Below are 24494 nucleotides of genomic sequence, written 5' to 3'. Positions count from 1 at the left end.
CGGCCTGGTGTTCACTGGTGTGATGAGGGCGATCTGGAAGGGTGCACTGACGTTCGGGCTCGTCAACGTGCCGGTGAAGGTGTACTCCGCGACCGAGGAACACGACGTGTCGCTGCATCAGGTGCACAACAAGGACGGCGGGCGCATCCGCTACCAGCGGGTGTGCGAGATCGACGGCGAGGTCGTGCCGTACTCCGACATCGACAAGGCCTACGACGACGGCGACAAGACCGTCGTGCTGACCAAAGAGGACCTCGCGTCGCTCCCGGCCGAGAAGAGCCGCGAGATCGACGTCGTCGAGTTCGTGCCGAGCGAGCAGATCGATCTGCTGACCCTCGATCGCGCGTACTACCTCGAGCCCGACTCGAGCTCGCCCAAGGCGTACGTGCTGCTGCGCAAGACGCTCGAGCAGACCGACCGCACGGCGATCGTCCGGTTCTCGCTGCGGCAGAAGACCCGCTTGGCCGCCCTCCGGGTGCGCGGCGACGTGCTCGTGCTGCAGACCCTGCTGTGGGCCGACGAGGTGCGTGAGGCGGCGTTTCCCGCCTTGGATGAGAGCGTCCGGATCTCGGCGAAGGAGCTCGAGCTGTCGGCATCCCTCGTCGAGAGCTTCTCGAGCGACTTCGATCCCGAGGAGTTCACCGACGAGTACCAGCAGGAGCTGCGCACCCTGATCGAGGCGAAGCTCGAGCAGGGCGACGCGCTCGACACCTCCGAGACGTTCGGCGAGCAGGAGGAAGAGGGCGCGGGCGGCGAGGTCATCGACCTCATGGCCGCGCTGCGTGCCAGCGTCGAGAAGTCGCGCGCGGCTCGCGAAGGCGGCGGATCGAAGGCGTCGGGCAAGAAGGATGCCGGCGCCGACGAGAAGCCGGCTGCCAAGGCATCCGCGAAGAAGCCCGCAGCGAAGTCGTCGGCGAAGAAGCCGGCCGCCAAGAAGAAGGCCTCCTGACGGATCCCGCCTGGGCCCCTCGTCGGGTCAGGCCCTCGGGGCGCCGCCCTCGTGGTGCTCGGGGCCGCGGTCGAACACCTCGGAGTCGAGGACGAGCGCCTCGGCCTCGCTGTGGTCGGTGACGACATCCTCGCCGGCGAGCGCGGCCTTCTTCGCCTTGCTGCGCTCGCGGAAGTAGTGCCACAGCGTCACGAGCGCCGTGCCGCCGACCGCGGCGAGCAGGATCAGGTCGATGTAGTTCTCGACGAAGGTGGCGACCGGCGGGATGAACCCGATGGCGTAGCCGAACATGGTGAGACCGAAGCCCCACAGCACCGCGCCGATGAAGTTGTAGAGCGTGTACTTCCACTTGTTCATGTGCCCGACGCCCGCCGCGACGGGGGCGAAGGTGCGCACGATCGGCACGAAGCGGGCCAGGATGATGGTCAGTCCGCCGAACCGCTCGAAGAACGCGTTCGTGCGCTCGACGTTCTTGACGCTGAAGAGCCCGGATTCCTTCTTCTCGAACACCGCCGGCCCGCCCTTGTGGCCGATGTAGTAGCCGACCTCTCCGCCGACGAAGGCGGCGAGACCGATCAGCAGCGCCACCCACCACACGCTGATGGCGAACACGCCGTGCGGCGCATACGACTGCGGGTGCGACAGCAGGCCCGAGATGACGAGGAGCGTGTCGCCGGGGAGGAGGAATCCGATGAGCAGGCCCGTCTCGGCGAAGACGATGAAGCACACGGCGACGAGCGCCCAGGGGCCCGCCCATTCGATGATGGCGGCCGGATCCAGCCAGGGGATCAAGGCGGTGGGAACAGCGTGCACGATGGGTTTCCCGTCGTCGGTCGGCGGAGGATGCGAGAACTCGCGTGCGGAAGGTGGGACTTGAACCCACACGCCCGAAGGCACAGGAACCTAAATCCTGCGTGTCTGCCGATTTCACCACTCCCGCAAGTGGCTCTCAGTCTACTGAGGGGACTGGGGCTCGGCTGTGGGGCTGGCCCCCGCTTCGGGCGTGGATCAGCGGCGGATGCCGAACAGGAAGTAACTCGCCGGGCCGATCCAGTTCACGAGGATCGCCGGGATCCACGCCGCCTTCGGCCCGCGCACCTCGTCGGCCTCGCGGTGGGAGAGATCCCAGAACGCCAGGAATGCGAACACGACCTGCACGAGGCCGACGACGCCGAGGCCTGCCTTCGCCGCCGGCGTCAGTTCTGTCTTCGTCATCATCGTCGTCCTTTCGTCGGTTCTTCCATCCTGCCCCTCGAGGGCGACGGCCGCATCTGTGGATAACTTTCGGCTGGCTCCGCGACGAATTGCGAGGATGCTGACGTGACCTCCTCCACCGCTCCCGTCGCGACGCTGGTGGCGGAGCGGGTGCGTGAGAGGCTGCGTGCGGAGCGCTCGGATCCGACCCGTGACCCCGAGTTCGCCGCCCAGGTGGCCCGGGCCGAGGTGCGCCGTCACAACGACTTCGCGCTGGCCCGCGGGATGGCGCCGGTCGACGACGAGACCGCTTGCGTGCGGGAGGTCCTCGCCGCCGTCGCGGGCTTCGGACCGCTGCAGGCATACCTCGACGATCCGACGGTCGAAGAGCTGTGGATCAACGCTCCCGACCGGATCTTCGTGGCGCGGGCGGGCGTCGCCGAGCGGGTGCCCCTCATGCTCACCGACACCGCGGTGCGAGATCTGGTGGAACGGATGCTGCAGTCCAGCGGCCGTCGCGTCGATCTGAGCCAGCCCTTCGTGGACGCCTCCCTTCCGGACGGCAGCCGGCTGCACGTGGTGATCCCCGACATCACGCGCCGGCACTGGGCGGTCAACATCCGCAAGTTCCTGCCGGCGTACCGCGACCTGGGCCGCCTCGTCGCAGCGGGCTCGATCGCCCCGGAAGCAGCCACCCTGCTGCGCGATGCGATGATCGCCGGGCGGTCGGTGCTGGTCTCGGGAGCGACGCACGCGGGCAAGACGACGCTGCTCGGTGCGCTCATCGCGGCGTGCCCGCCGGAGCATCGGATCGTGACGGTGGAAGAGACGTTCGAACTCGCCGTCGCCGCGCCCGACCTCGTGTCACTGCAAGGACGACAGCCCAGCCTCGAGGGCACCGGCGAGGTGACGCTGCGGCGGCTCGTCAAAGAAGCGCTGCGCATGCGCCCCGACCGTCTGGTCGTCGGCGAGGTGCGAGACGCCGAGGCTCTGGACCTGCTGCTGGCGCTGAACACCGGTGTTCCCGGCGCGGCCACGATCCACGCGAACTCGGCACGTGAGGCCCTCGGCAAGCTCGCTGCGCTTCCGCTCCTGGCCGGACGCAACATCGACGCGAGCTTCGTGCAGCCGGCGGTGGCGGCATCCGTCCACCTCGTCGCGCACTGCGAACGAGACGCCACGGGCGCGCGGCGCGTGGTCGAGGTCGTCGCGCCGACCGGTGTGGCCGGCGGCGTGATCACGGCGCGCACGCTCTACCGGGCGGACGCCTCGTGACGTTCGTATGGGGCGCCGTACTGGCGGCGGGGCTGCTGCTGGTGGCGTCGCCGTGGCTGTGGCCGGCAGGTTCGCGCGTGCGCGCCGAGCCCGTGCATCGAGGGCGGATCGCGCGCCTGCTCGAAGACGCCGGGATGGCTCGCGTCTCCGTGGCGTCGATCGTCGTCGTCGCGGGGTTGTGCGCCGTGGTGGCAGCAGCTGTCGCGTGGCTCGTCGCGCCGGTCGCCGCGCTCTCGCTGGTCGCAGCATCGGCGGGGGCGATCGCCCCGTTCGCGTGGCTGCGAGCGCGGCGTTCGAAGCTTCTGCGCACCCGTCGCGGACTCTGGCCCGATGTGTGCGATCTGCTCATCGCCTCGGTACGTGCGGGGATGTCGCTTCCCGACGCGGTGGCGAGCTTGGCCGACTCGGCACCCGGTGAGCTGAGACCGGCGTTCGCCGGGTTCGCGCGGGACGTCGCGGCGTCCGGCCACTTCGACTCCAGCATCCAGCGTCTGAAGACCACCCTCGCGGATCCGGTGGCCGACCGCATCGTCGAGACGCTGCGGATGGCGCGACAGGTCGGGGGTACGGAGCTCACCTCCGTACTCAGGGCACTGGCCTCGTCGGTGCGCGCGGATGCGGCGCTGCGCGCCGAGGTCGAGTCGCGGCAGTCGTGGGTGCGCGGCGCAGCGGTACTGGGCGTGGTCGCCCCCTGGGTGATCCTCGCACTGCTCGCCATGCGTCCCGAGGGCGCGAGTGCCTACGCCAGCCCGGGCGGGATCGCCCTGATCCTCGTCGGCGCGGCGGTCTCGCTGGTCGCCTATCGGCTCATGATCCGGCTCGGCCGCCTGCCCGAACCGCGGCGGTGGTTCGGATGATCGTCACCGGCGTGAGCGACGTCGCCTTCGCCGTCGTACTCGGCACGGCGCTCGGCGTCGGCGTGTGCCTGCTGATCTCGCTCGCGCCGCGCTGGGGTGCTCCGAGCCTGGCGCGACGGATCGCGCCGTACATCCGCGACGTCACCGACCCACGGGGCCTCGACGTGGTGGGACCCGGCGGCGGGGCGACTTTCGCCTGGGACCCCTCCACGTGGTCGCTGCTCATCCGGGGACGGCTGGCCCGTCTGGCGGTTGGCGACGCGGTCCTCGCCCGACGCCTGCACCGTGCGGCATGGACCATCGACCCGGCGCGATTCCGCAGCCGCCAGCTCGGCTGGGCGATCGCGGGGCTCGGCCTCGGCGGCTGCGTCGTCGTCGCGCTCGTGCTCACCGGGCGCGGATCCCCGGTGCTCGGTCTGCTCCCGCCGGTCGCTGCCGTCGCGGCGGGGCTCGGGTACGACGCCTGGCTCACACACGCCGCCCGCGCTCGCGCCGCGCGCATCGAAGAGGAACTGCCCACGGTGCTGGAGTTCCTCGCGCTGTGTCTGTCTGCCGGCGAGGGCATCCTCGACTCGCTCCGACGCGTGAGCGAGGTGGGTGCAGGGGAGCTGACGACGGAGCTGAGGAGCGTGATCGTCGCCGTCGGCACCGGATCGTCGCTCTCGGAGTCGCTCACGCGTCTGGCGGCCGGCCTCGAGATCCCGGCGCTGACCCGTTCGATCGATCAGCTCGTCGCCGCCATCGAGCGCGGCGCCCCGCTCGCGCATGTGCTGCAGGCGCAGGCGCTGGACGCCCGCGAGGACGCCAAGCGCGCCCTCATCGAGCGCGCCGGGCGGAAGGAGATCTACATGCTCTTTCCGTTGGTCTTCTTGATTTTGCCGTTGAGCGTGCTGTTCGCGGTCTTCCCCGGGATCTTCATGCTTCGACTCGGACTCGGCTGACAGGCCGGAAGGAGAAATGATGACAACACGGATGCAGTGCCTCACGGCTCGGCTTCGCGGCGCGCGGCGCGACCTCGCCGAGGACGAGCGGGGTGACGTACCCGGCTGGGTCCTGATCACGTTGATGACGGCGGGGCTGGTCGTCGTGATCTGGGCCATGGCGGGGCCGGCGCTCGCCGACCTGTTCGAGCAGGCGATCAGCCGCGTCTCCGGACTCTGACGCGATGCGCGTCGCCGCGAGCCGCATGTCGGGCCTACGCGCCTGGATCGCCGCGGAGCACCGCGACGACACGGGCGCGAGCCCGGTCGAGTTCGTCCTCGTCGGCACGCTGCTCACCGTCCTCACACTCGGCGTGCTGCAGTTCGGCCTCGCGGTCTACGTACGCAACGTGGTGCACGACGCTGCGGTCGAGGGGGCTTACCACGCGGCACTCGCCGACACGACGCTCGCCGACGGGGCGCAGCGCACCCGCGACATCCTGAGTCGAACGATCGGTCGCGAGTACGCCACCGACGTCAGCGTGCGCGAGGGCTCATCGCTGGGTCAGCAGACCACCGAGATCCAGGTGGCCGCGACACTCCCGCTGGTGGGTCTGCTCGGTGCTCCGCGTTCGCTGGAGGTGACGGCGCATGCGCCCGTCGAATCTTTCGACTGAGCTCGTCGCGGCTGCCGGTGACGACGCGGAACGCGGCTCTGCGGCGCTGGAGTTCATCCTCCTCGGGCTGCTGATGCTGGTGCCGCTGGTGTACCTCATCGTCTCGCTCGGACTCATCCAGGGGCAGAGCCTCGGCGCTGAAGCGGCGGCGCGGCACATCGCCCGTGCCGTGTCGACCGCCACCGACGCGGACGACGCGCGCAACCGCGCCGATGCCGTCCTCGCTGCGGTGTCGCAGGAGTACGGCCTCGACGACGTGGACCTGTCGATCGGCTGCACCCCGGCTGGGGCCTCCTGCCCGCGGGCGGGCGCAACCCTGCACGTCACGGTGAGCACCGCGGTGACACTGCCGCTGGTTCCGCCGGTTCTCGGACTCGAGGACATCGCGGCGGTCCCGGTCGAAGCGACGGGCGCGCACAAGGTGTCGCGGTTCTGGAGCGGACAATGAGGCTTTCGGTGCGCAGAGGCGGCGGCGCGCGGCGAATGCCGGAGGCGGACGACGAGGGGAGTGTGCTGATCCTGACGCTCGGCTACGCGGTGCTCGCGATCGCAATGATCCTCGTCTGTACCGCGGCGACGAGCCTGTACCTCGCGCAGAAGCAGCTCGATGCGGTGGCGGATGCCGCAGCCCTCGCCGCCGCGGACGGCTTCGAGCTCTCCGTCGCCGGCGGTGAGCCCGTCGCCACGCTCACCGATGCCGGCGTACGTCGCGAGGCGGTCGCGATAATGGATGCCATCGGAGACAGGGCGCGACTCGTCTCCGCCACGAGCCCCGACGGCGTCTCTGCACGGGTCACGGTGGCGGGGGAGTGGCATCCGCCGATCGTCACCGTCTTCGTACCTGATGGCGTGACGCTCGAATCCACGGCGACGAGCCGCACCGCGCTGCGATGACGCTGACCGCGCCTGCTGCGCCGTCCACCGCAGCGCCTACGCGCGGCCCGGTCAGACGCCGGCCGTGACGGCGGCGCGGGCGGCGAGTGCGACGGCCTCCATACGGGAGTGGACGCCCAGCTTGACCAGCAGGTTCTGCATGTGGGCGCCGACGGTCTTGATGCTGATGCCCATCGCCGTCGCCACCTGCTTCTGCCCCAGGCCCTCCGCCGTCAGCGCGAGTACTTCCCGTTCGCGCTGAGTCAGCGCCGAGAGCTTCGTCAGATCGGCTGTCGCGACATGCAGCGGGCGCGTGCGCTCGATCAGCCGCCGCACGCGAGCGAGGAACTCCTCGGCGTCCATGGACTCGGCGGCGTAGTCGTCGGCGCCGACGAGAAGCCCCGCGACCACGTCGGCCGGCGTGATGCGGTCGGCCGACACGAGCACCGCGGGCATGTCGGGCCCGTAGCGGTCCCTCAGCTCGCGCAGGAAACCGCAGCCGCCGTCCTCGACCTCGAGGATCGCCACCGCGGGGACCTGGCCGTTCAGCCAGGCCGCGGCATCCCTTGCGCGTCCGAACGACGCCGACGACAGTCCCAGCCGTCCCAGCAGCGCCACGTAGTCCGCCCTGACATGATCCCCAGCGACCACCAGTGCGAACGTCACTTCCGTGCTCACGATTCCTCCCCCGAATCGCGCGCCTTCTCGCTCGGGACGGATCACCCTAGGGAGTTTCCCCACACCCCGGTACCCAGTTGCCGATGGTCGCGTCCCCACGCGATTTCTAGCGTAAGTCCTGTCGAGCGCCGTGACCAGTGGCGCGCCGAGAGAAGGGTATGCCATGAACAGTCAGGACCCGAACGACTGTCGGGAGATTCCAGCGCGTCGCAGGCGCGCTCCTTGGGCGGTCGCCGCAGCCGCTCTCGCCTTGGTGGCCTCCGTCCTGGTCGCACCCGGTGCGTCCGCGGACATCATCGGACCGTACAACATCGACGGCATCGTGCCGGATGACACGGATCCCGACCTGACGCCGATCACCGATCCCGCCGGGAACACCAAAGAGCTGGGACCGCTGAACGCGAGCACGACCAAGATCGGAGTCATCCACGACGACGCGCCGCCGACACTCGGTGAGACCAACCCGAATGCGCAGGTCGACCTCAACACGACGTGGCTCGACACCGCGCGTGTGGACGGCGATGACTACCTGTACTTCGCGTGGCAGCGTGACAAGTCGACGGGAAGCGGCTTCATCGCGTACGAGTTCATGGCTGACGAGGCCCCCGCCGCATGTGCGTACGGCACGGCGACGCAGCAGCAGCTGATCGACAACTGCAACCCGTGGGCAAACAGGGCCGTAGGCGACTTCCTGATCCTCTGGGATCAGCAGGGAGGCAGCACCACGCTCCTCGTGCGCGAATGGGAGCTGGTCAACGGCGTCCTCACGCTGAGCGACGCTGTCCCTCTTCAGGACTACGACGCCGAGTTCAGCGCCGACGGTTTCCGCGGCGAGGCTGCGATCAACCTCACCGCCAACGATCTGGGGTCGGGCGGCGAGTGCCTCGCGTTCGCCAACGTCATCCCGAGCACGGTCACCGGAAACTCCGACACCGCCGACTACAAAGACACGATCCTGCAGCGGATCACGCTCAGCAACTGCGAGTCCACAACCGTGACGACGCCGACCGACGGCAGCGGCACGGCGATCACGCCAGCGGGCATCTCGATCGGAACCGGCGTTCTGACAGTGAAGGACTCCGCGGTCGTCGACGTCACCGGCGGCACGGCCGACCCGGCAGGCTCAGTAGCCTTCTGGCTGTGCAAGCTCGACGCCGGCACCTGTGACGGAACAACCGGCAAGGAGGGGACGAGCATCGGCTCGACAAACCTCCCGGCGGCCGCCACGGAGTACCCCGTCACGGTCGCATCGCCACCGGCCTATGTGACGTCGGCCGGACGATACTGCTGGCGGGCGACCTTCACCGGCGACTCCGCGAACGCGATCCCAGGATCGAGCGACTCCACCTCGGGTGAGTGCTTCACGGTCAATCCCGTGACGCCGACACTCACCACGCAGGCAGGGCCAGCTGTCTACCTCGGCGGCAACGTGACCGACACGGCGACACTCGGGGGCACTGCCCCCCAGCCGACCGCGGCGATCATCCACGCCGGACCGACTCCGCCCGCAGCGGGCGCAGCGGCCGGAGGAGAGATCGTGTTCAAGCTCTACGGGCCGAGCGCGACCGTGTGTGGACCGCTCGTCTACACGTCGGCGGCGGTGGCGGTGACCGGGAACGGGCAGTACAGCCCGGCTCCGTTCGCTCCGCTCGCTCCCGGCGAGTACCACTGGGTGGCCGAGTACAACGGAAGCCTGCCGAACACGACGGCGCAGACTCACAACACGGCGTGCAACGTCGCCAACGAGGATGTCATGGTGAACACGATTCCCACGACGATGAGCACGGCGCAGCGGTGGGTTCCGAACGACTCCGCCACGGTGACCGCCTCGCCCGGCGGCAACATGAAGGGGACGGTGCTGTTCGAGTTCTTCACGAACGGGACCTGTGCCGGTGACCCGGCATGGACGCAGCCGGTCGCCATCCCGGACGCGGGTGGCGTGGCCGGCGCCGGGTCGCCCTCGCCGGCGACAGTGAGTACGTCCAACACGACGGCGTACACCACGTCGGGCTCGTTCTCGTGGCGTGTCAGCTATGACAGCACGAACCTGGCCCACGACGATGTCGCCGCCAGCTGCAAGGAGGTCTCGTCGCTGATGATCGACAACAACAAGACCCTGCCGTGATGAAGTGACGACGGGCACCTAGTCCGTCGATCACGACAGCCTGCGGATGGCGCTCGGACCTGTGTCGAGCGCCATTCGTGTGCGCCGGCTACCACCCGTGCTCGTTGAACCATTGCCGGCGCCGATGGGTCTCGGCATCCGTCTCTCTGTCGTCTGAGGCGTCGCGGGGGACGAGCCCGCCACCGCTGCCCAGTGCGACCGATGACACAGACGGCACAGTCCGCGACCGTCGGGGAACCCGTCGGCGAAGGCGGTCGCGAGCGTGTAGTGCTCGCCGACAACGACACCGCACCCGTTCACATCAGACGGAAAGGGGGCGGGGTTGATGGATGCCGAACCCTGGCTCCGCTACAGTGAAGCGAATCGGTGCCGCGGCACCCTTACCGGGAAGGAGGAACGACGATGGCTGCCTTTGCCACGCCCTGTGTCCTGTTCTCTTCCCTCGAGGTCGCCCGCACCCACTGATCCGGTGACCTCCCATCCTGGAGTGTCCACCCGATGTCATCCGCACGCTTCGACGCGTCCGCATCCCTTCTCTCGCCGGAACTCGAACCCGGCACCGATCAGCGCTGGTCCACCTGGCCGGCCTCGTCTCCCACTCAGCGCGGGCCACTGCCGCATCCGCACTGGCTCGTCACCGCCTCAGCGGCCTTCGACACCGAGCTCGGCGTCGTCAAGACCGGCAAGGAGGCAGACGTGCACCTCATCGAGCGCGCCGTCCCCGGCACCGCCGGCGTGCTGCTCGCCGCGAAGCGGTATCGCACGACGCATCACAGTGATTTCCATCGCTCGGGCAGCTACGAAGAGGGCCGCACCATGCGCAACACCCGCGACGCCCGCGCGGTGGGCCGCAAGTCGGCGCACGGCCGCTCCGTGGCGGCCGGGCACTGGGCGCACAGCGAGTTCGAGGCGCTGCGCCGAGCCTGGCAGGCCGGCGTTCCCGTGCCCTATCCGGTGCAGGTGAGCGACACCGAGGTGCTCATGGAGTTCGTCGGCGACGGCCGCGCCGCGGCGCCGCGACTCGCTCAGAGCAGACTGCACGGCGAGGAGCTGCAGGATGCCTTCGCCCAGGTCGTCGGCATCCTCGAGGCGTTCGCCGGTGCCGGTTTCGCGCACGGCGATCTGTCGCCGTACAACCTGCTCGACCACCACGGGCGCATCGTGGTGATCGACCTGCCCCAGATCGTCGACGTGGCCGCCAACCCGCAGGGGCTCGATTTCCTGCACCGCGACGTGGTGAACATCTCGACGTGGTTCGCGCGGCGGGGTCTCGACAACGACTCGGAGGACCTGTTCGCCCACCTGATCGGGATGCTCTGGTGAGCGGCTGTTGGCCCGGTAAGAGTCCGCGAGACTAGCCCTCGGCCGCGCCGCGGGCGCAGCACGAAGGGCTCCGACACGCGTGCGTCGGAGCCCTTCGTGGCGCGCTGCGCTTAGCGGGCGCCCTTGGCCGGCGTGGCCTCGAACGCGCGCTCGATCTCCTGCGAGAACGTGTTGCCCTCGGCATCCGTCGCGGTCACACGCAGGTCGACCCAGCCGCCCTTGTCGGGCACCGGGATCTGGGCGGAGAATCCGCTGACCCAGGCGCGCGACTCGACGAAGATGCCGCCGTCATGCTCGACAGCGCCCGTCGGGGCATCCGTCTCCGCCGAAGACAGGGCCACCGGCACCCAATCGCCGCCCGCGGTGCGGGCCTCGAGCGTGGCGTCGGTGATCGCGCCGGCGGGGGAGGTGCCCGCGACGTGTCCGAGCTCCAGGCCCAGGGTGACTCCCGAGCCCTTCTTGCGGCCTTCGCCGACGAGGTTCTGCGCGTTGACGTCGACGTCGTAGTACGCCTGGATCAGCGGGAGCAGCTGGTACTCCCAATCGCCCAGCTTGCCGGTGGCGCGGAACGTCCAGTCGCTCACCGTCTTCGTGGATCCCGCCAGGTGCGAGCCGTCGTGGGTCGCGGTGCTCACCACGCGCCAGTCGTGCTCGCCGTCGGGCAGGTCGAAGACGTTCGCACCCTGGTGCTCGGTCTGGCGGATCAGCTCGCCGTCGAGGTACACGTCGGTCAGCTGCTGCACCGTCGACGGCTCGCTCCAGGTGTCGAACGCACCGGTGTGGGCCGAGTCGCCGCCGTCGGCCCAGCTCGGGATGTTGATCTGGGCGTAGTCGGACACGAGGTTGGGCACCCAATACCCCGTCCCGACGTACGGGCGCACGATTCCGCCGTAGTACTCGGCCTCGGTGCGCTCGCCCGGCTCGTAGCTGCGCATGATGTCGCGCATCTCCCAGCGGACCGACGTGATCCCCAGGCTCTGGTACCAGCGGAGCCCGTCGGTGTTGACCCACTCAGCCCGCTCGGTCCCGCGCTGCGTGCGCATCGGGAAGCCGTTGCCGTACTCCGCGCCGGGCACGAAGTCGTAGCGGAACTCGCCGATCTCCTCCCGCTGGCCGTGGAAGCGGGTGTCGATGCGGGCGAGGTCGTCCGCGGTGTGCGCGTACGAGAGGTCCGACGGGATCTCGCCGTCACCGAACTCGGCGATGTCGTACACGACATCCGAGGTCGGAACCCCGACGGCGGCGATCGTCAGCTTCTTGGTCGCCAGCTGCGCGAGCAGCTGACGCCCTTCGACGCCGCTGATCCCGGCGACCGGGATGCCGACATCCGTCGCGTAGTCCTCGGATCCCACCCACTCGTTGAACTCACCGTCGCCGTCGTTGACGACGATGAGCAGCTTCGCGCCGGCGGCGGCCGCGTTCGCGGCGCGCTGGGATGCCGAGACCTCGGCCGACCGGGTCACCACGGCGATCTTGCCCGCGATGTCCGCGGTGGCGAACTCCTCGGCGCTGCCCTTGCCGGCGTCCACGGCGGTCGCCTTGAACGATCCGTCGAGCAGCGTGGAGCCGATCTGCTCGATGAGGTCGAGCGGCTGCTTGCCCGCCGTGAGCGTCAGCAGCGGTGTCTGCAGCCGCCACCGCGTGGTGAAGCCGAAGTCGGCGTCGTCGACGGTCTGCGGCTGCGCCCACATCTCATCCGTCCAGACGGGCATCATCGCGCTCGCGACGAAGTCGTCGACCGTCACGTCCATCCTGCGGAAGACGGGATCGAGCCCGTCTTGACCGACACCGACCGTGATCTGCTCGGCGGTGCGGGCGTCGAGGGCGACCGTGCGGTTCTGGTCCAGCTCGAGCGTGGGCTCGCCGACCAGCACCGTCGCGATGGTGTCGGGCGTACGCGCGAGCTCCATGAACGACATGACCGTGTAGTCGCCCTTCATGAGGCGCAGCGTGGACTCGCCGGCGACGAGCACGGGCTCGGCCCATTGGGTCGCGGGGTCGTACAGCATCGCGTACGCGGTGGTCGCGTTGCCGTCGAAGTCGGTGGCCGTGATGGTGAGGTCGTAGCGCTCCGCCTCGGCGATCGTTCCGAGCGCGGTCCGCGTCACGGGGTCGCCCTCGATGGATCCGACGAGCACGCCCGACAGCTGGGTGCCCGCAGGAACCTTGGCCGGGTCGACCGTCATCGTCGCCGAGCGGGTCTCACCGGCGGGGATCGTGAGCGCGTCGACGTCGAGCGTGAGGGCGTCGAACGCGATGCCGGCCGACAGGGGGCCGGGCTCGCCGCCGGCGCCCGGCGTCGTGTCGCCGAGCGTCGCGGTGAGGGCGACGGTGATCTCGGCATCCGTCCGGTTGGTGTACTCGACGGTGCGCTCGACCGGGGTCGGCTCCTCGCCCCACATCAGCATGCCGAAGTCGCCCGAGCCGGACGCGACGACGGGTGCCTCCAGTGCGGCGTCGACGTCGATGACGCCCGAGCCGCCCTGGTACGCGGTGTAGCCGACGTCGACCGTGGTGCTGGCGAGGGCCGCCTTCAGCTGGTCGGTGGTGTAGTCGGGGTTCGCGCCGAGGAGGATCGCGGCGGCTCCCGCCACGTGCGGCGTCGCCATCGACGTGCCGCTCATCCCGATGTACGCGCCCTCACCGCCGGCGTCGGCGGAACGTGCCGCGGTGACGTCGTTGCCCGGGCCGGTGACGTCGGGCTTCAATGCGCCGGAGCGGGAGAGCGGCCCCTGACTGGTGAACCACGACAGCGCGCCCGACGGGTCGTCGACCGAGCCGACGGTGAGCGCCTCTTGTGCCGATCCCGGTGCGCCGATCGTCTCGGCCGCGCCGGCGTTGCCGGCGGCCACGACGAAGAGGGCGCCGGTCTGCTCGGCGATCCGGTCGAGCGACTCGGCCATCAGATCCTTGCCGTCGGACGGCACGGGGGATCCGAGGCTCATCGACACGATCGGGGCGTTCTGGCCCGCCCACTCCATCGCGTCGATGATCCACGAGTCCTGGCCCCAGCCGCTGGCGTCGAGCACCTTGCCGACGAGCAGCTGCGCGCCGTCGGCGACGCCGCGGTGGGTGCCGTCGCTCGCGGCGCCGGTTCCCGCGATCGTCGAGGCGACGTGGGTGCCGTGGCCGTTCGGGTCGGCGGCCACCTCTTCGCCGGGGACGAAGCTCTTCGAGCCGTCGAGCACGCGGCCCTGGAGATCGGGGTGGGTGTCGTCGTAGCCGGTGTCCAGCACCGCCACGGTGACGCCGGCGCCGGTGTGGCCGGCGGCCCAGGCCTCGGGCGCGTCGATGTAGCCGACGCTCGAGTCGAGCGTGGCCTGCACCTTGCCGTCGAGGTGGATCGCCTCGATCCCGCCGGCGAGCTCCGGCGCGGCCGAGAAGCTGCGCGCCGTGGGTGCGGTCAGCGTCTGCCACGCGGAGGCGGCCGCGTCGTGGCCGAGCGTCGCGGCCGAGGCGCCGATGCTCTCGAGCGCCGTCTGCACCTCGAGCCCGGGTGCCGGGGCGGAGTAGCTCCGGGCGGACGCGGCATCCTGCTCGACGATGACCGGGGTGGCGTCGACCGACGCGTCGTCGTAGCCGTACTCGATGAGAAGGGAGACGTTGAACAGGTCCTCGTCGAGCGCGCCCGCTGCGAGATACGGCATCGCGGCGTCGGGTACGACGTGGAGGTCGCCGGCCGCCTCGTACGTGCGGACACCGGCACCTTCGACGGCGGTGTCGACCGAGACGGCGTGGGTGCCGTCCGACAGGTCGGTCACCGTCACGCGGTCGCCGGTGAGGAGGGTCACCGTGTGGCTGGTGACGGCAGCTGCATCGGGCGCGGCTGAGGCGGGGGAGACCTCAGGGGCGGGCGATGCCGTGGCCGGCAGGGTGGCGAGGCCGACGCCTGCGATCGCGATCGCGATGCCGCTCGTGGCGGCGACGATCGGACGCAGGCGGCGTCCGGAGGGCTGGGGTCGTGACATGCGCGAGCCTCTCGGTTGGGGATTCCGTAGTGCCCACCTTCGTCGCCGGTGTGCTTAAAGTGGTGGCGGAGAAATGCCATGGCCACCATCCGCCAGGCTGGGCGGGTGACGATGGACGACATGGGGAAGGCCACCGTGCTCGAAGCGCTCGGTCTCGACGAGGCGCACACCGCTGTGTACCGGTGCGTGCTGCAGCAGCCGTCCGCGTCGATGGCCGAGATCGCGGCAGCCCTCAGCATGTCGCTGCCGCGCGTGCGCCCCATGGTCGCCGAGCTGGAAAGACTCGGTCTGCTGGCGCGTCAGGCATCGAGCAGCGACCGGTTCGTCGCGTCGCCGCCGTCGATCTCACTGCGCCCGCTGCTGCTCGAGCGGGAGCGTGGGCTCACCCGCGCGCACGAGGCGCTCGTCGAGCTCAGCGATCTGTACCGGCGATCGGTGGAGCGCCGCAGCGTCGCAGACGTGGTCGACGTGGTGATCGGCGACGACGCCGTGCGGCAGCGGGTCGCGCAGCTGCAGGCCGCGTCCATCGAGCAGGTGCGCGTGCTCGTACTGCACGAGATCGCCCTGCTCAGCGGCGAGGACAATATCGAGGAGGACCGTGCGCTCGCCCGCGGCGTGCGCTACCGCGTGATCGTCGAGAACGCGGTGCTGGAACGGCCGGGGTTCCTGACCGCGGCGCGTGAGATGGCCCAGATCGGGGAGGAGATCCGTGTGCTGCCGACGTTGCCGACGCGGATGTTCATCGTCGACGACCAGATGGCGCTCGTCCCGATGCACTCGCAGGGCGAGGACCGCGGCTTCGGTGCGCTCCTCATCCACCCGAGCGGCCTGCTCGACCTCGTGAGCTCGATCTTCGAGGAGTACTGGCGCGCCGCCACCGAGTTCCTCCCCATCGCCGCGATGCCCACGACCGATGACATCGACCACGACCTGCTGCACCTTCTGCTCATGGGGGTGACGGATGCCGCGGCCGCCGCGCAGCTCGGCATCTCGCTGCGGACGGTGCAGCGCCGGATCGCCGAGCTCATGGACACGGCGGGCGTCACGACGCGCATGCAGCTGGGTGCGGAGGCGGTGCGCAGAGCCTGGGTCTGACGTCGGGCCGCGGGAGAATCCCTACCAGCCGTGGACGTTGAACCACTCCTGACGGCGCCGGGTCTCGGCATCCGTCTCGCTCTCGTCCGCCGTGTCGTGCGGCACAAGCCGTGCGTCCGCGTCGAGCGCGATGAAGCGGTGGCACACCGCGCACATCGCTCGCCCGTCCGGGTAGCCGTCGGCGAGCGGGGCGGCGGGCGTGCCGGGCTCACCGGAGCCCGGACAGCGCGCGGGGTCGTCCGCGGCATCCGCCCACATGATCGTCCGGTGGCGATGCAGACCAGCGTGGCCGAGGGGACGCGTGCAGCGCCGGCCGCCCTTGCGGCTGCGGCAGAATCGCACCACGGCGGTCATGGCAGTGTCCGCGGCACGTATCTCGGCACCCAGCGCACGAAGGCCAGAGCGCCCAGCAGTCCGATGGCGCCCATCACTCCGGTCGCCACGGCGAGCGAGCCCACCGCGGCGATGGCAGAGACCAGCAGCGGCGCGACCGCGCCGCCGGCGTCGGTGAGCGTACGCCACGACCCGAGGAACGCGGCCGGATCCGACTGCGGAGCGACATCGGCGCCGAGGGTGAGCAGGATGCCGCTCGACAGGCCGTTGCCCACTCCGAGCACCGCGGCGAACATGGCGAACCACATCGCCGCCTGCGGGAGATCGTGCGTGAAGGCGAGCGCGACGAACCCCGCACCCATCAGGATCATGGCCGGAAGCGCCGCCCACAGCCTCCCGAACCGGTCCATCACCTGGCCGCTCGCGTAGAACAGCGCGAAGTCGATCGCGCCCGAGATGCCGACCACGAGCGCGATCGTCTGCGCATCGAGTCCGATCGACACGCCCCACAGCGGCAGCACGACCTGGCGCGCAGAGCGGACGGCGGAAAGGGATGCCGCGGCCAGCCCGAGCGTCGACAGCACGCGGCGGTGGCGCCACATCGTGCGCACCACGCCGGTGCCGGGGTCGGATCTCGCGCTCGCCGTAGGGGAGCCCGACCGCTGAGACCGTCGCAACGGGATCGAACCCGTGACGGGCTCGCCGGTGTCTTCGGTGTCCACCTCCGCGCGGGCGGATGCAGACGGGGCGAGCAGCTGCTTCTCGGGGTCGGGACCCAGGAGCACCAGCAGGATCGTCGCGACGAGGCAGCCGCCGAAGAACCAGATCGTCGCGTGCTCATCGCCGAGGACGGCGAGGAGCGCGGCGGCGACGAAAGGACCGACGAACATGCCGAGGCGGAACGTGCCGCCCAGCAGCGACAGCGCGCGGGCGCGGAACGACAGCGGTACGCGCGTGGTCATGAAGGAGTGGCGTGCGAGCCCGAAGGCCGCCGCGCAGAACCCGATGAGGAACACCGCGATGGCGAAGATGCCGAGCGACGGCGCGAACGCCATGCCCACGATGCCGGCGAGGGAGACGAAGCCGGCGATCGCCATGGTGAGGCGTTCGCCGATGCGGGCGACCGACCAGCCGGCGGGGATGTTTCCGCAGAGCTGGCCCACGACGAGCGCTGACGCGACGAGGGCGGCGGTCGCGACATCCGCTCCGAGTTGCGCGGCGATCACCGGGATCAGGGGGATGACGGCACCCTCGCCGAGCGCGAAGAGCAGTGTGGGGCCGTAGACCATGGGGCCGAACCGCCACAGCACGTCCCGCGCGCTGGCGGACTCGGCGTGATCGCTCATCGCTTCCACGTTAGTCTGGACTGTCATGCTCGACTTCGATCCCTCCGCCGATATCCAGGCCCTGCGCTCCACGTTCGCCGACATCAAGGCCGTGGTCGACGTCGAGGCACTCACGAAAGACATCGCGCGTCTCAGCGAGGAGGCCGGCGCCCCCAATCTGTGGGACGACGTCGAGAAGGCGCAGAAGGTCACCAGCGCCCTCAGCCACCGCCAGTCCGAGCTCAAGCGCGTCACCGACGTCGAGCAGCGTCTCGACGATCTCGACGTGCTGGTCGAGCTCGCCAACGAGATGGACGACGAGGATGCCGCCGAAGAGGCGCGTCGCGAGATCGCCGAGCTGGAGGACATCGTCAGCCAGCTCGAGGTGCAGACGCTCCTCGACGGCGAGTACGACGAGCGCTCCGCCGTCGTCACGATCCGCTCGGGCGCCGGGGGCGACGACGCCACCGACTTCGCCGAGATGCTGCTGCGCATGTACCTGCGCTGGGCCGAGCGTCACAAGTACCCCGTGAAGCTCATGGACACGTCCTATGCGGAGGGCGCGGGCATCAAGTCCGCGACGTTCGAGGTCGACGCCCCTTATGCCTACGGCACGCTCTCGGTCGAGGCCGGCACCCACCGTCTCGCGCGCATCAGCCCATTCGGCTCCGCCGACAAGCGGCAGACGTCGTTCGCGGCGGTCGAGGTCATCCCGGTGATGGAGGAGGCCGTCGAGGTCGAGATCCCCGAAGGGGACCTCCGTGTCGACGTCTTCCGCTCGTCCGGTCCCGGTGGCCAGTCGGTCAACACGACCGACTCGGCCGTGCGCCTCACGCACATCCCGTCGGGCATCGTCGTGTCGATGCAGAACGAGAAGTCGCAGATCCAGAACCGCGCCGCCGCCATGCGGGTGCTGCAGACGCGCCTCATGCTGCTGCAGCGCGAGGAGGAGGCGGCGAAGAAGAAGGAGCTCGCCGGTGTCATCACCGCGAGCTGGGGCGACCAGATGCGCTCTTACTTCCTGTACGGCCAGCAGCTCGTGAAGGACCTCCGCACGGGGCACGAGGTCGGCAACCCCGCCGTCGTCTTCGACGGCGACCTCGACGGCTTCATCTCGGCCGGCATCCGCTGGCGCAAGCGCAAAGACGTCGACGACTGATCCGCCGGGTGCCCGGAGTCCACCGGTGGATGCCGCAGCCGTGAGTGTCGCTGGACACGGGGACGGGGCGGCCGCATAGGCTCGTTAGGCCATGATCCGGTTCGAGAACGTCACGAAGCGCTTTCGCGGCACTTCCAAACCCGCCCTGAGCGATGTCGATTTCGAGGTGCTGCGCGGAGAGTTCGTCTTCCTCGTCGGCGCCTCCGGATCCGGCAAGTCCTCCTGCCTGCGCCTGATCCTCCGTGAGGAGACGCCGTCAGAAGGCCGGGTGGTCGTGCTCGGTCGCGACCTGCGGACGCTGTCGAACCGCAAGGTGCCCTACTTCCGCCGGCACATCGGCGCCGTCTTCCAGGACTTCCGGCTGCTACCGACCAAGACGGTCTTCCAGAACGTCGCGTTCACGCTGCAGGTCATCGGCTCGTCCCGCGCCTTCATCCAGCAGGCGGTCCCCGAGGTGCTCGCGCTCGTGGGCCTCGCCGGCAAGGAGAAGAGGTTCCCCCACGAGCTGTCGGGTGGTGAGCAGCAGCGCGTCGCCATCGCCCGCGCGCTGGTCAACCGCCCGCAGATCCTTCTCGCGGACGAGCCGACCGGAAACCTCGACCCGGCGACCTCCATCGACATCATGCAGCTGCTCTCGCGCATCAACGCGGGCGGCACGACCGTCGTCATGGCCACGCACGAGGCCGGCTTCGTCGACCAGATGCAGCGCCGCGTGATCGAGCTGCGGCACGGCGAGATGGTCCGCGATGAGCGGCACGGCGGCTACGGCGACCGGTCGGGACTCCCGAGCCTGGCGCCCGAGCCGGAGCGCGGCGCGGCCGCCGTCGCCGCCCTCACGGCGGTGCTCGAGGTGCAGCGCGAGGCCGCCATCGCCGCCGCTGCGGGGCTCGATCCCACAGCTGTCGAGGAGGACGAGCCGATCGCCGGCGAGACGGAGACGGTGTCTCCGGGCGTCGCGGCAGCCGCCGCTGCGGCAGCCGAGGCAGCCACCGCCGCAGCGCTCGCCGTCGACGAGCTGAGGAAGGCCGAGGCGCTCGAGCAGTCGGCCGACGGCCCCGATGGGCCCGAAGAGCCGGAGGCGGTGGCTGCGCCGCCCGCGCACACCCAGTCGATCCCGGTCGTCGACCTCGAGCAGATCGAGGTGGCGGAACTCGGCCTCGCCGACCGGCTCGGCCTCGGCGAGACCGACCCCGACGACGAAGTGGGGCCCACCTCATGAGGTTCGGACTCATCATGTCGGAAGCCTTCACAGGCCTGCGTCGTAACCTGTCGATGGTCGTGTCGGTCGTGCTCGTCACGTTCGTGTCACTGACGTTCGTCGGCGCGGCGATCCTCATGCAGATGCAGATCGGCACGATGCGCGACTTCTGGGTCGAGCGGGCGCAGGTCGCCGTGTACATGTGCACGAGCATCTCGACACCGGCGACGTGCTCGAACGGCGAGGCGACGCCCGAGCAGGTGGAAGAGGTGCGGGCGAAGCTCGAGGGCAGCGCGCTGGCGCCGCTCATCCGCGAGCTCACGTTCCTCGACCACCAGCAGGCGTACGACGAGCTGCTGCAGATCGCCGGCGAAGAGAACGCCAGCGTCATCACGGCCGACCAGGTCAACGAGACGTTCCGCATCACCCTGGTCGACCCGGAGCAGTCCGACGTCATCATCGAGGCGTTCAGCGGGATGCAGGGGGTCGAACTGGTCAACGACCAGATGCAGTACCTCGATCCGCTCTTCTCAGCCCTCACCATCGCGACCTACATCGCGGTCGGCATCGCGGTGCTCATGCTCATCGCGGCCGTGCTCCTCATCGCGACGACGATCCGTCTGTCGGCCTACGCGCGAAGGCGGGAACTGGGGATCATGCGGCTGGTCGGGGCATCCAACCGGTTCATCCAGACCCCGTTCATCCTCGAGGGCGTGTTCGCGGCGCTGCTGGGATCGATCCTCGCGAGCGCCGCGGTCATCGCGGGCGTGCACTTCGGCGTCGACCAGTATCTGCGCAACCGCGTCGACTTCGTGACGACCTGGGTGGACATCGGCGACGCGTGGCTCGTCGTGCCCGTTCTGATCCTGGTCGGTGTGGCGCTGGCGGCGCTGTCCGCCGGCTTCGCGATCCGGAGATGGCTGCGGGCGTGAGATCCCGCGCCCTCGCGGGGGTAGACTGACAGGCTGCCGTGCGCCAAGGACCTGCTCACGGACCGGCCGGACGCTCAGGAGCCGGCTGCACGGCTTCGACGAGGAGACATCATGCCCAGGGAACGCGGGGAGAAGGTCGTGGCGACCAATCGTCGCGCGCGCCACGAGTACGCGATCGAGAAGACGTACGAGGCCGGCCTCGTGCTGACCGGCACCGAGGTGAAGTCGCTGCGCGAAGGCCGTGCGAACCTCTCGGACGGCTACGCCTACATCGACAACGGCGAGGCGTACCTCGACGCCGTGCACATCCCCGAGTACTCACAGGGGCACTGGACGAACCACTCCTCCAAGCGCACGCGCAAGCTGCTCCTGCACAAGGAGGAGATCGTCAAGCTCTCGCACGCCATCTCGGCGGGCGGCTACACGCTGATCCCCCTGAAGCTCTACTTCTCGGACGGCCGCGCGAAGGTCGAGATCGCGGTCGCGAAGGGCAAGCGCGAGTTCGAGAAGCGCCAGACGATCCGCGAGCGTGAGGACAAGCGCGAGGCCGAGCGCGCCATGCGCTCTCGCAACCGCCTCGGCGACTAGCCCCGGCTCGGTTCAGCGCACCACGGGAGCGGCGGCATCCGTCGCGTCGTGCGAGGCCCGGTCGCTGAAGGCCGTCTTCGGCACGAAGCACAGCAGCACGGCGGCAGCCAGGGCCGTCGCACCGCACACCGCCCACACGGTGAAGTACCCCGACAGCGACCCGGCCGTGCCGCCGGCAGCGGCGCCTGTCGCGCCCTGCAGCAGGGCGATGCCGAACACGCAGGAGGCGATCGCGCCGCCCACCGTCTTGACCGAGTTCGTGAGGCCCGTCGCCACGCCGGTCTGGCTCGGCGGAGCAGCGGATGCCGCAGCCGCCGGGAGCGCCGCCACCAGGGCGCCGGAGCCCAGACCGACGATCAGCATGTTCACGATGACCTGTGCGTAGGTGTCGTGCAACGGCAGGAACATCAGGAACCCGACGCCGACGAGGGTCGCCGCGCCGATGAGGGTGAGTCGGGGTGCGGTGAGTCGCGCAATCAGCGAATACAGCAGCGCGCCGGTGATCATGGCGATCAGATACACGCCGATGATCAGCGAGGTCTGGAACCCGGTCGTTCCCAGACCGTAGCCATACGTCTCGGGGTCGGTGCGGGCGAACGTCGACAGCGGCGCCTGCGCGCCGAGCACGCTGACGCCGAACAGTCCTGCCGTGAGGAACACCGGGCCGAGCGCGGGGGAGCGGAACATCCGCACGTCGATGAGCGGGTCCTCCCGTCGCAGCTCCCACAGCGCGAACGGTACGACGAGCAGCACGCCCAGTGCCGTGACGAGCCAGGCGACCAGGTCGACCGGGCCGTCCAGGCGCAGCAGGCTGAGGCCGCCCGTGAAGGCGACGAGGGCGAGCGAGATGAGCACGAGGCCGACGTTGTCGAGGCGGCCGCCGGTCGGCTCCGGCGACTCCTTCACCCCGAACAGGATGACGAAGAAGCACGCGACGACGAGCAGCGCCGGCACGAGCAGCACGATCCACAGCGGCAGCGTGTCGATGAGCATGCCGCCGACCAGGGCGCCGATGATGGCGCCGGACTCCAGTGCCGCCACGAGGAATCCCGCAGCACGCGCGGTGATCGTCGCCCGGCCCTCCATACGGCGCGAGCGCGACCAGATCAGCGCGATCTCCAGCGGCAGCCAGACGACGTAGAAGCCCTGGATGGCCCACGCTGCGAGGAAGACGGCGAACGAGTCGGTGAACGGCAGCACCAGGGATGCCGCGGCCGTGATGGCCGTCGAGATCACCAGCATGCGCTTGTGCCCCACCATGTCGCCGAGCTTCGCGAAGGCGGGCACGACCAGCGCCGACAGCATGAGCTGTGTGCCCTCGAGCCAATTGACATCGGCGTCGTGCACGCCGAGGTGCCGCGCGATGTCGGTGAGCATGGGCGTGTAGTAGCCCTGGATCACGCCGCTCGTGAACTCGACGAAGGCCAGGAAGCCGACGACGCTCGCCAGCGTCCCGATCGTGACGCGTGAGGACATGGCGCTGCGCGTCATCCGTGCTCCTTGCTTGTGGGCCCCAGACCCGAGCGTGCTCCCTCCGCCCTCGCGCGTGCGCACAGGGCGGGTGCGATCACTCTAAGCGCTGCAGCAGCGTGCGATGGAACAGCTCACCCCGTTCGAGCGCCGTGATATCGACGCGCTCGTCGACCCCGTGGATCGACGAGCGCTGCGCCTTGCTCATCTCGAGCGGCGCGAAGCGGTAGACCGCGGGCGAGAAGCGGTGGAAGTGCCGCGAGTCGGTCGCCGCCATCATCATGTACGGCACGGTCGCCGCGTCCGGATGGGACACCTTCACGGCCTCGGTGATGAGCGCGAACTGCGCGTTCTCGGTCGAGGACTCCGGCGACGGCTCGTCACCTTCGAGCACCTCGACGGTGACGTGTCGATCGGCGATCCGTCGCCGCACCCGAGTGACGGTGCTCTGCACCGACTCGCCGAGCGCGATGCGCAGGTTGAGCGTCGCCGACGCCTGCGAGGGCAGCACGTTCGCGGCCGTGCCGCCGGACTGCATGGTCGCGGCGACGGTGGTTCTCACGAGAGCAGCCGGCTCGCCGCCCATCGCCGCGAAGGCCCGCGCGGTCAGCCACGGCATGGCGGCCAGCAGGCGATAGAGGCGGTGAGGGATGCCGTCGGCCCGTGTCGCGAAGAGCTCGAGCATCCGCGTGACCGCAGTCGGAGTGCGCGCCGGGAACGTGCCGGGGCCGAGGCGCTCGACCGCGCGCGCGATGCGGCGCACCGCGGTCCGCGACGGCGGAGCGGACGCATGTCCGCCCTCGCCGCGGGCGCTGAGGCGGAGTGTGAGCACACCCTTCTCGCCGACGCCGACCATCGCCGCCCGTCCGCGGACGAAGGGGAGGGGCGCCGCCACGACGGCGCCGCCTTCGTCGAGCACGAGCCACGGCTCGACACCGCGGTCCCGCAGCGTCTCGGCGATCACCCGGGCGGCGCCGCCGAACGTCTCCTCGTCACCGCCGAACGACAGGTACACGTCCCGCGCGGGCGTGAAGCCGGCCGCAAGGAGGTTCTCGACGGCATCCATCACCACCACCAGCGGTCCCTTGTCATCGAGGGCGCCGCGACCGTAGACCCAGCCGCCCTCGATGCGTCCTTCGAAGGGCGGATGCGACCACGCGTCGCTCTCGTCCACGGGAACGACGTCGAAGTGCGCCATGAGCACGGTGGGCCGCTCGGCGACGCGTCCACGCCAGCGATAAAGGATGCCGAGCTCGCCGATGCGCTCCCGCTCTAGGCGCTCGTGCACGAGGGGGTAGAGATCGACGAGAAGATCCGCGAACGCGTCGAACGGCGCCGGTCCCCGTTCGGCGCGTTCGGCATAGACCGTGGGCAGCTGGATCATGCGCGACAGCCGCTCGGCGATCCCGGGGCGGACGCTCACGGGTCGCCCGTCGGGGGAGCGCGACGAAGCGTCTCCGCCGTGTTCGTGGCGTTTCGTCTCGGTCGTGCCTCCCTCGCTCAACGACCGCGAAGGGTCGGCGTGTGGCCCACTGGACGTGTCCGACGTCGGGTG

Annotated in this window: 23 protein-coding genes and 1 tRNA gene; 15 read left to right on the top strand and 9 right to left on the bottom strand. The window is 70.0% G+C overall.

Going from position 1 to position 24494, the window contains the following annotated elements:
* The first annotated feature begins 22 nt into the window (after nt 1-22).
* Nucleotides 23-949 carry a Ku protein gene (locus ABG085_RS11555; RefSeq protein ID WP_347975887.1) on the top strand — a complete coding sequence of 309 codons (927 nt, stop codon included), beginning with the start codon at nt 23-25 and terminating at the stop codon, nt 947-949.
* Nucleotides 950-976: 27 nt separating this feature from the next.
* On the opposite strand, the gene ABG085_RS11550 is transcribed toward ABG085_RS11555, so the two are convergent.
* The 3 genes from ABG085_RS11550 to ABG085_RS11540 form a co-directional block, all read right to left on the bottom strand.
* Entirely contained in the window at nt 977-1762 is a 786-nt protein-coding gene (locus ABG085_RS11550; RefSeq protein ID WP_347975886.1) for a DedA family protein, read from the bottom strand.
* Nucleotides 1763-1807: 45 nt separating this feature from the next.
* Nucleotides 1808-1889 (bottom strand) — tRNA-Leu (locus ABG085_RS11545).
* Nucleotides 1890-1957: 68 nt separating this feature from the next.
* Entirely contained in the window at nt 1958-2164 is a 207-nt protein-coding gene (locus ABG085_RS11540) for a PLDc N-terminal domain-containing protein (protein WP_347975885.1), read from the bottom strand.
* 105 nt (nt 2165-2269) lie between these two features.
* Here ABG085_RS11540 and ABG085_RS11535 point away from each other — a divergent pair, with 105 nt between their 5' ends.
* From ABG085_RS11535 to ABG085_RS11505, 7 genes are read left to right on the top strand one after another with little or no spacing between them, the layout of a single operon-like run.
* Nucleotides 2270-3418 carry an ATPase, T2SS/T4P/T4SS family gene (locus tag ABG085_RS11535; protein WP_347975884.1) on the top strand — a complete coding sequence of 383 codons (1149 nt, stop codon included), beginning with the start codon at nt 2270-2272 and terminating at the stop codon, nt 3416-3418.
* Complete coding sequence (locus ABG085_RS11530) at nt 3415-4275, top strand: type II secretion system F family protein (protein WP_347975883.1); 861 nt, start codon at nt 3415-3417, stop codon at nt 4273-4275. Before ABG085_RS11535 ends, ABG085_RS11530 begins: the two co-directional genes overlap by 4 nt.
* An 11-nt stretch (nt 4276-4286) precedes the next feature.
* Complete coding sequence (locus ABG085_RS11525; RefSeq protein WP_347975882.1) at nt 4287-5216, top strand: type II secretion system F family protein; 930 nt, start codon at nt 4287-4289, stop codon at nt 5214-5216.
* Between the two features lie 31 nt (nt 5217-5247).
* The gene (locus ABG085_RS11520; RefSeq protein WP_347979178.1) at nt 5248-5436 is read left to right on the top strand and encodes a hypothetical protein; all 189 of its coding nucleotides are present in this window, start codon (nt 5248-5250) and stop codon (nt 5434-5436) included.
* A gap of 4 nt (nt 5437-5440) precedes the next feature.
* Nucleotides 5441-5872, top strand: a complete 432-nt coding sequence (locus ABG085_RS11515; RefSeq protein WP_347975881.1) for a TadE/TadG family type IV pilus assembly protein — start codon at nt 5441-5443, stop codon at nt 5870-5872.
* The gene (locus ABG085_RS11510; RefSeq protein ID WP_347975880.1) at nt 5847-6320 is read left to right on the top strand and encodes a TadE family protein; all 474 of its coding nucleotides are present in this window, start codon (nt 5847-5849) and stop codon (nt 6318-6320) included. Before ABG085_RS11515 ends, ABG085_RS11510 begins: the two co-directional genes overlap by 26 nt.
* Before the next feature lie 8 nt (nt 6321-6328).
* The gene (locus tag ABG085_RS11505; RefSeq protein ID WP_347975879.1) at nt 6329-6766 is read left to right on the top strand and encodes a pilus assembly protein TadG-related protein; all 438 of its coding nucleotides are present in this window, start codon (nt 6329-6331) and stop codon (nt 6764-6766) included.
* Nucleotides 6767-6817: 51 nt separating this feature from the next.
* On the opposite strand, the gene ABG085_RS11500 is transcribed toward ABG085_RS11505, so the two are convergent.
* Complete coding sequence (locus tag ABG085_RS11500; RefSeq protein WP_347975878.1) at nt 6818-7423, bottom strand: response regulator transcription factor; 606 nt, start codon at nt 7421-7423, stop codon at nt 6818-6820.
* A gap of 163 nt (nt 7424-7586) precedes the next feature.
* Between ABG085_RS11500 and ABG085_RS11495 the strand changes: the two genes are divergently transcribed.
* Both ABG085_RS11495 and ABG085_RS11490 read left to right on the top strand, forming a co-directional pair.
* Nucleotides 7587-9548 carry a hemagglutinin gene (locus tag ABG085_RS11495; RefSeq protein ID WP_347975877.1) on the top strand — a complete coding sequence of 654 codons (1962 nt, stop codon included), beginning with the start codon at nt 7587-7589 and terminating at the stop codon, nt 9546-9548.
* 498 nt (nt 9549-10046) lie between these two features.
* Nucleotides 10047-10871 carry an RIO1 family regulatory kinase/ATPase gene (locus ABG085_RS11490; RefSeq protein WP_347975876.1) on the top strand — a complete coding sequence of 275 codons (825 nt, stop codon included), beginning with the start codon at nt 10047-10049 and terminating at the stop codon, nt 10869-10871.
* Nucleotides 10872-10981: 110 nt separating this feature from the next.
* On the opposite strand, the gene ABG085_RS11485 is transcribed toward ABG085_RS11490, so the two are convergent.
* Nucleotides 10982-14839 (bottom strand): S8 family serine peptidase, encoded by a 3858-nt coding sequence (locus tag ABG085_RS11485; RefSeq protein ID WP_347975874.1) that lies wholly within the window; start codon nt 14837-14839, stop codon nt 10982-10984.
* Nucleotides 14840-14917: 78 nt separating this feature from the next.
* Here ABG085_RS11485 and ABG085_RS11480 point away from each other — a divergent pair, with 78 nt between their 5' ends.
* Nucleotides 14918-15934, top strand: a complete 1017-nt coding sequence (locus tag ABG085_RS11480) for a MarR family transcriptional regulator (RefSeq protein ID WP_347975873.1) — start codon at nt 14918-14920, stop codon at nt 15932-15934.
* A 21-nt stretch (nt 15935-15955) separates the two neighbouring features.
* Here the strand turns inward: ABG085_RS11480 and ABG085_RS11475 are convergent, their stop codons facing one another.
* Nucleotides 15956-16288 carry a hypothetical protein gene (locus ABG085_RS11475; RefSeq protein WP_347975872.1) on the bottom strand — a complete coding sequence of 111 codons (333 nt, stop codon included), beginning with the start codon at nt 16286-16288 and terminating at the stop codon, nt 15956-15958.
* A complete protein-coding gene (locus ABG085_RS11470) occupies nt 16285-17613 on the bottom strand; it encodes an MFS transporter (protein ID WP_347975871.1) in 1329 nt (442 codons plus the stop codon). Before ABG085_RS11470 ends, ABG085_RS11475 begins: the two co-directional genes overlap by 4 nt.
* A gap of 25 nt (nt 17614-17638) precedes the next feature.
* On the opposite strand from ABG085_RS11470, the gene prfB reads away from it, so the two are divergent.
* From prfB to smpB, 4 genes are all read left to right on the top strand, one after another.
* Nucleotides 17639-18751, top strand: a complete 1113-nt coding sequence (prfB, locus tag ABG085_RS11465) for a peptide chain release factor 2 (protein WP_347975870.1) — start codon at nt 17639-17641, stop codon at nt 18749-18751.
* Nucleotides 18752-18842: 91 nt separating this feature from the next.
* The gene (ftsE, locus tag ABG085_RS11460) at nt 18843-19970 is read left to right on the top strand and encodes a cell division ATP-binding protein FtsE (protein ID WP_347975869.1); all 1128 of its coding nucleotides are present in this window, start codon (nt 18843-18845) and stop codon (nt 19968-19970) included.
* The gene (gene ftsX / locus ABG085_RS11455) at nt 19967-20881 is read left to right on the top strand and encodes a permease-like cell division protein FtsX (RefSeq protein ID WP_347975867.1); all 915 of its coding nucleotides are present in this window, start codon (nt 19967-19969) and stop codon (nt 20879-20881) included. Before ftsE ends, ftsX begins: the two co-directional genes overlap by 4 nt.
* Nucleotides 20882-20992: 111 nt before the next feature.
* Nucleotides 20993-21469, top strand: coding sequence for an SsrA-binding protein SmpB (gene smpB / locus ABG085_RS11450; protein ID WP_163617463.1), 477 nt, complete (start codon nt 20993-20995; stop codon nt 21467-21469).
* Between the two features lie 12 nt (nt 21470-21481).
* Here the strand turns inward: smpB and ABG085_RS11445 are convergent, their stop codons facing one another.
* Both ABG085_RS11445 and ABG085_RS11440 read right to left on the bottom strand, forming a co-directional pair.
* A complete protein-coding gene (locus ABG085_RS11445) occupies nt 21482-22960 on the bottom strand; it encodes an MFS transporter (protein ID WP_347975866.1) in 1479 nt (492 codons plus the stop codon).
* 76 nt (nt 22961-23036) lie between these two features.
* Nucleotides 23037-24362 (bottom strand): M20/M25/M40 family metallo-hydrolase, encoded by a 1326-nt coding sequence (locus ABG085_RS11440; RefSeq protein WP_347975865.1) that lies wholly within the window; start codon nt 24360-24362, stop codon nt 23037-23039.
* Nucleotides 24363-24494: the final 132 nt, after the last annotated feature.

This window comes from Microbacterium sp. ProA8, from assembly GCF_039905635.1.
Taxonomy (GTDB): domain Bacteria; phylum Actinomycetota; class Actinomycetes; order Actinomycetales; family Microbacteriaceae; genus Microbacterium; species Microbacterium chionoecetis.
The sequence above is the reverse complement of the archived record's forward strand: the minus strand, read 5'-3'. Positions and strand labels throughout refer to the sequence as shown.

Bases quoted from the DNA above. Each gene is read 5' to 3' on its own strand.
- prfB (WP_347975870.1), top strand. From the start codon at position 17,639: ATGCTCGACTTCGATCCCTCCGCCGATATCCAGGCCCTGCGCTCCACG.
- ABG085_RS11480 (WP_347975873.1), top strand. From the start codon at position 14,918: ATGGCCACCATCCGCCAGGCTGGGCGGGTGACGATGGACGACATGGGG.
- ABG085_RS11520 (WP_347979178.1), top strand. From the start codon at position 5,248: ATGCAGTGCCTCACGGCTCGGCTTCGCGGCGCGCGGCGCGACCTCGCC.
- ftsX (WP_347975867.1), top strand. From the start codon at position 19,967: ATGAGGTTCGGACTCATCATGTCGGAAGCCTTCACAGGCCTGCGTCGT.
- ABG085_RS11470 (WP_347975871.1), bottom strand. From the start codon at position 17,613: ATGAGCGATCACGCCGAGTCCGCCAGCGCGCGGGACGTGCTGTGGCGG.
- ABG085_RS11510 (WP_347975880.1), top strand. From the start codon at position 5,847: ATGCGCCCGTCGAATCTTTCGACTGAGCTCGTCGCGGCTGCCGGTGAC.
- ABG085_RS11485 (WP_347975874.1), bottom strand. From the start codon at position 14,839: ATGTCACGACCCCAGCCCTCCGGACGCCGCCTGCGTCCGATCGTCGCC.
- ABG085_RS11515 (WP_347975881.1), top strand. From the start codon at position 5,441: ATGCGCGTCGCCGCGAGCCGCATGTCGGGCCTACGCGCCTGGATCGCC.
- ABG085_RS11445 (WP_347975866.1), bottom strand. From the start codon at position 22,960: ATGACGCGCAGCGCCATGTCCTCACGCGTCACGATCGGGACGCTGGCG.
- ABG085_RS11490 (WP_347975876.1), top strand. From the start codon at position 10,047: ATGTCATCCGCACGCTTCGACGCGTCCGCATCCCTTCTCTCGCCGGAA.
- ABG085_RS11495 (WP_347975877.1), top strand. From the start codon at position 7,587: ATGAACAGTCAGGACCCGAACGACTGTCGGGAGATTCCAGCGCGTCGC.
- ABG085_RS11555 (WP_347975887.1), top strand. From the start codon at position 23: ATGAGGGCGATCTGGAAGGGTGCACTGACGTTCGGGCTCGTCAACGTG.
- ABG085_RS11540 (WP_347975885.1), bottom strand. From the start codon at position 2,164: ATGACGAAGACAGAACTGACGCCGGCGGCGAAGGCAGGCCTCGGCGTC.
- ftsE (WP_347975869.1), top strand. From the start codon at position 18,843: ATGATCCGGTTCGAGAACGTCACGAAGCGCTTTCGCGGCACTTCCAAA.
- ABG085_RS11475 (WP_347975872.1), bottom strand. From the start codon at position 16,288: ATGACCGCCGTGGTGCGATTCTGCCGCAGCCGCAAGGGCGGCCGGCGC.
- smpB (WP_163617463.1), top strand. From the start codon at position 20,993: ATGCCCAGGGAACGCGGGGAGAAGGTCGTGGCGACCAATCGTCGCGCG.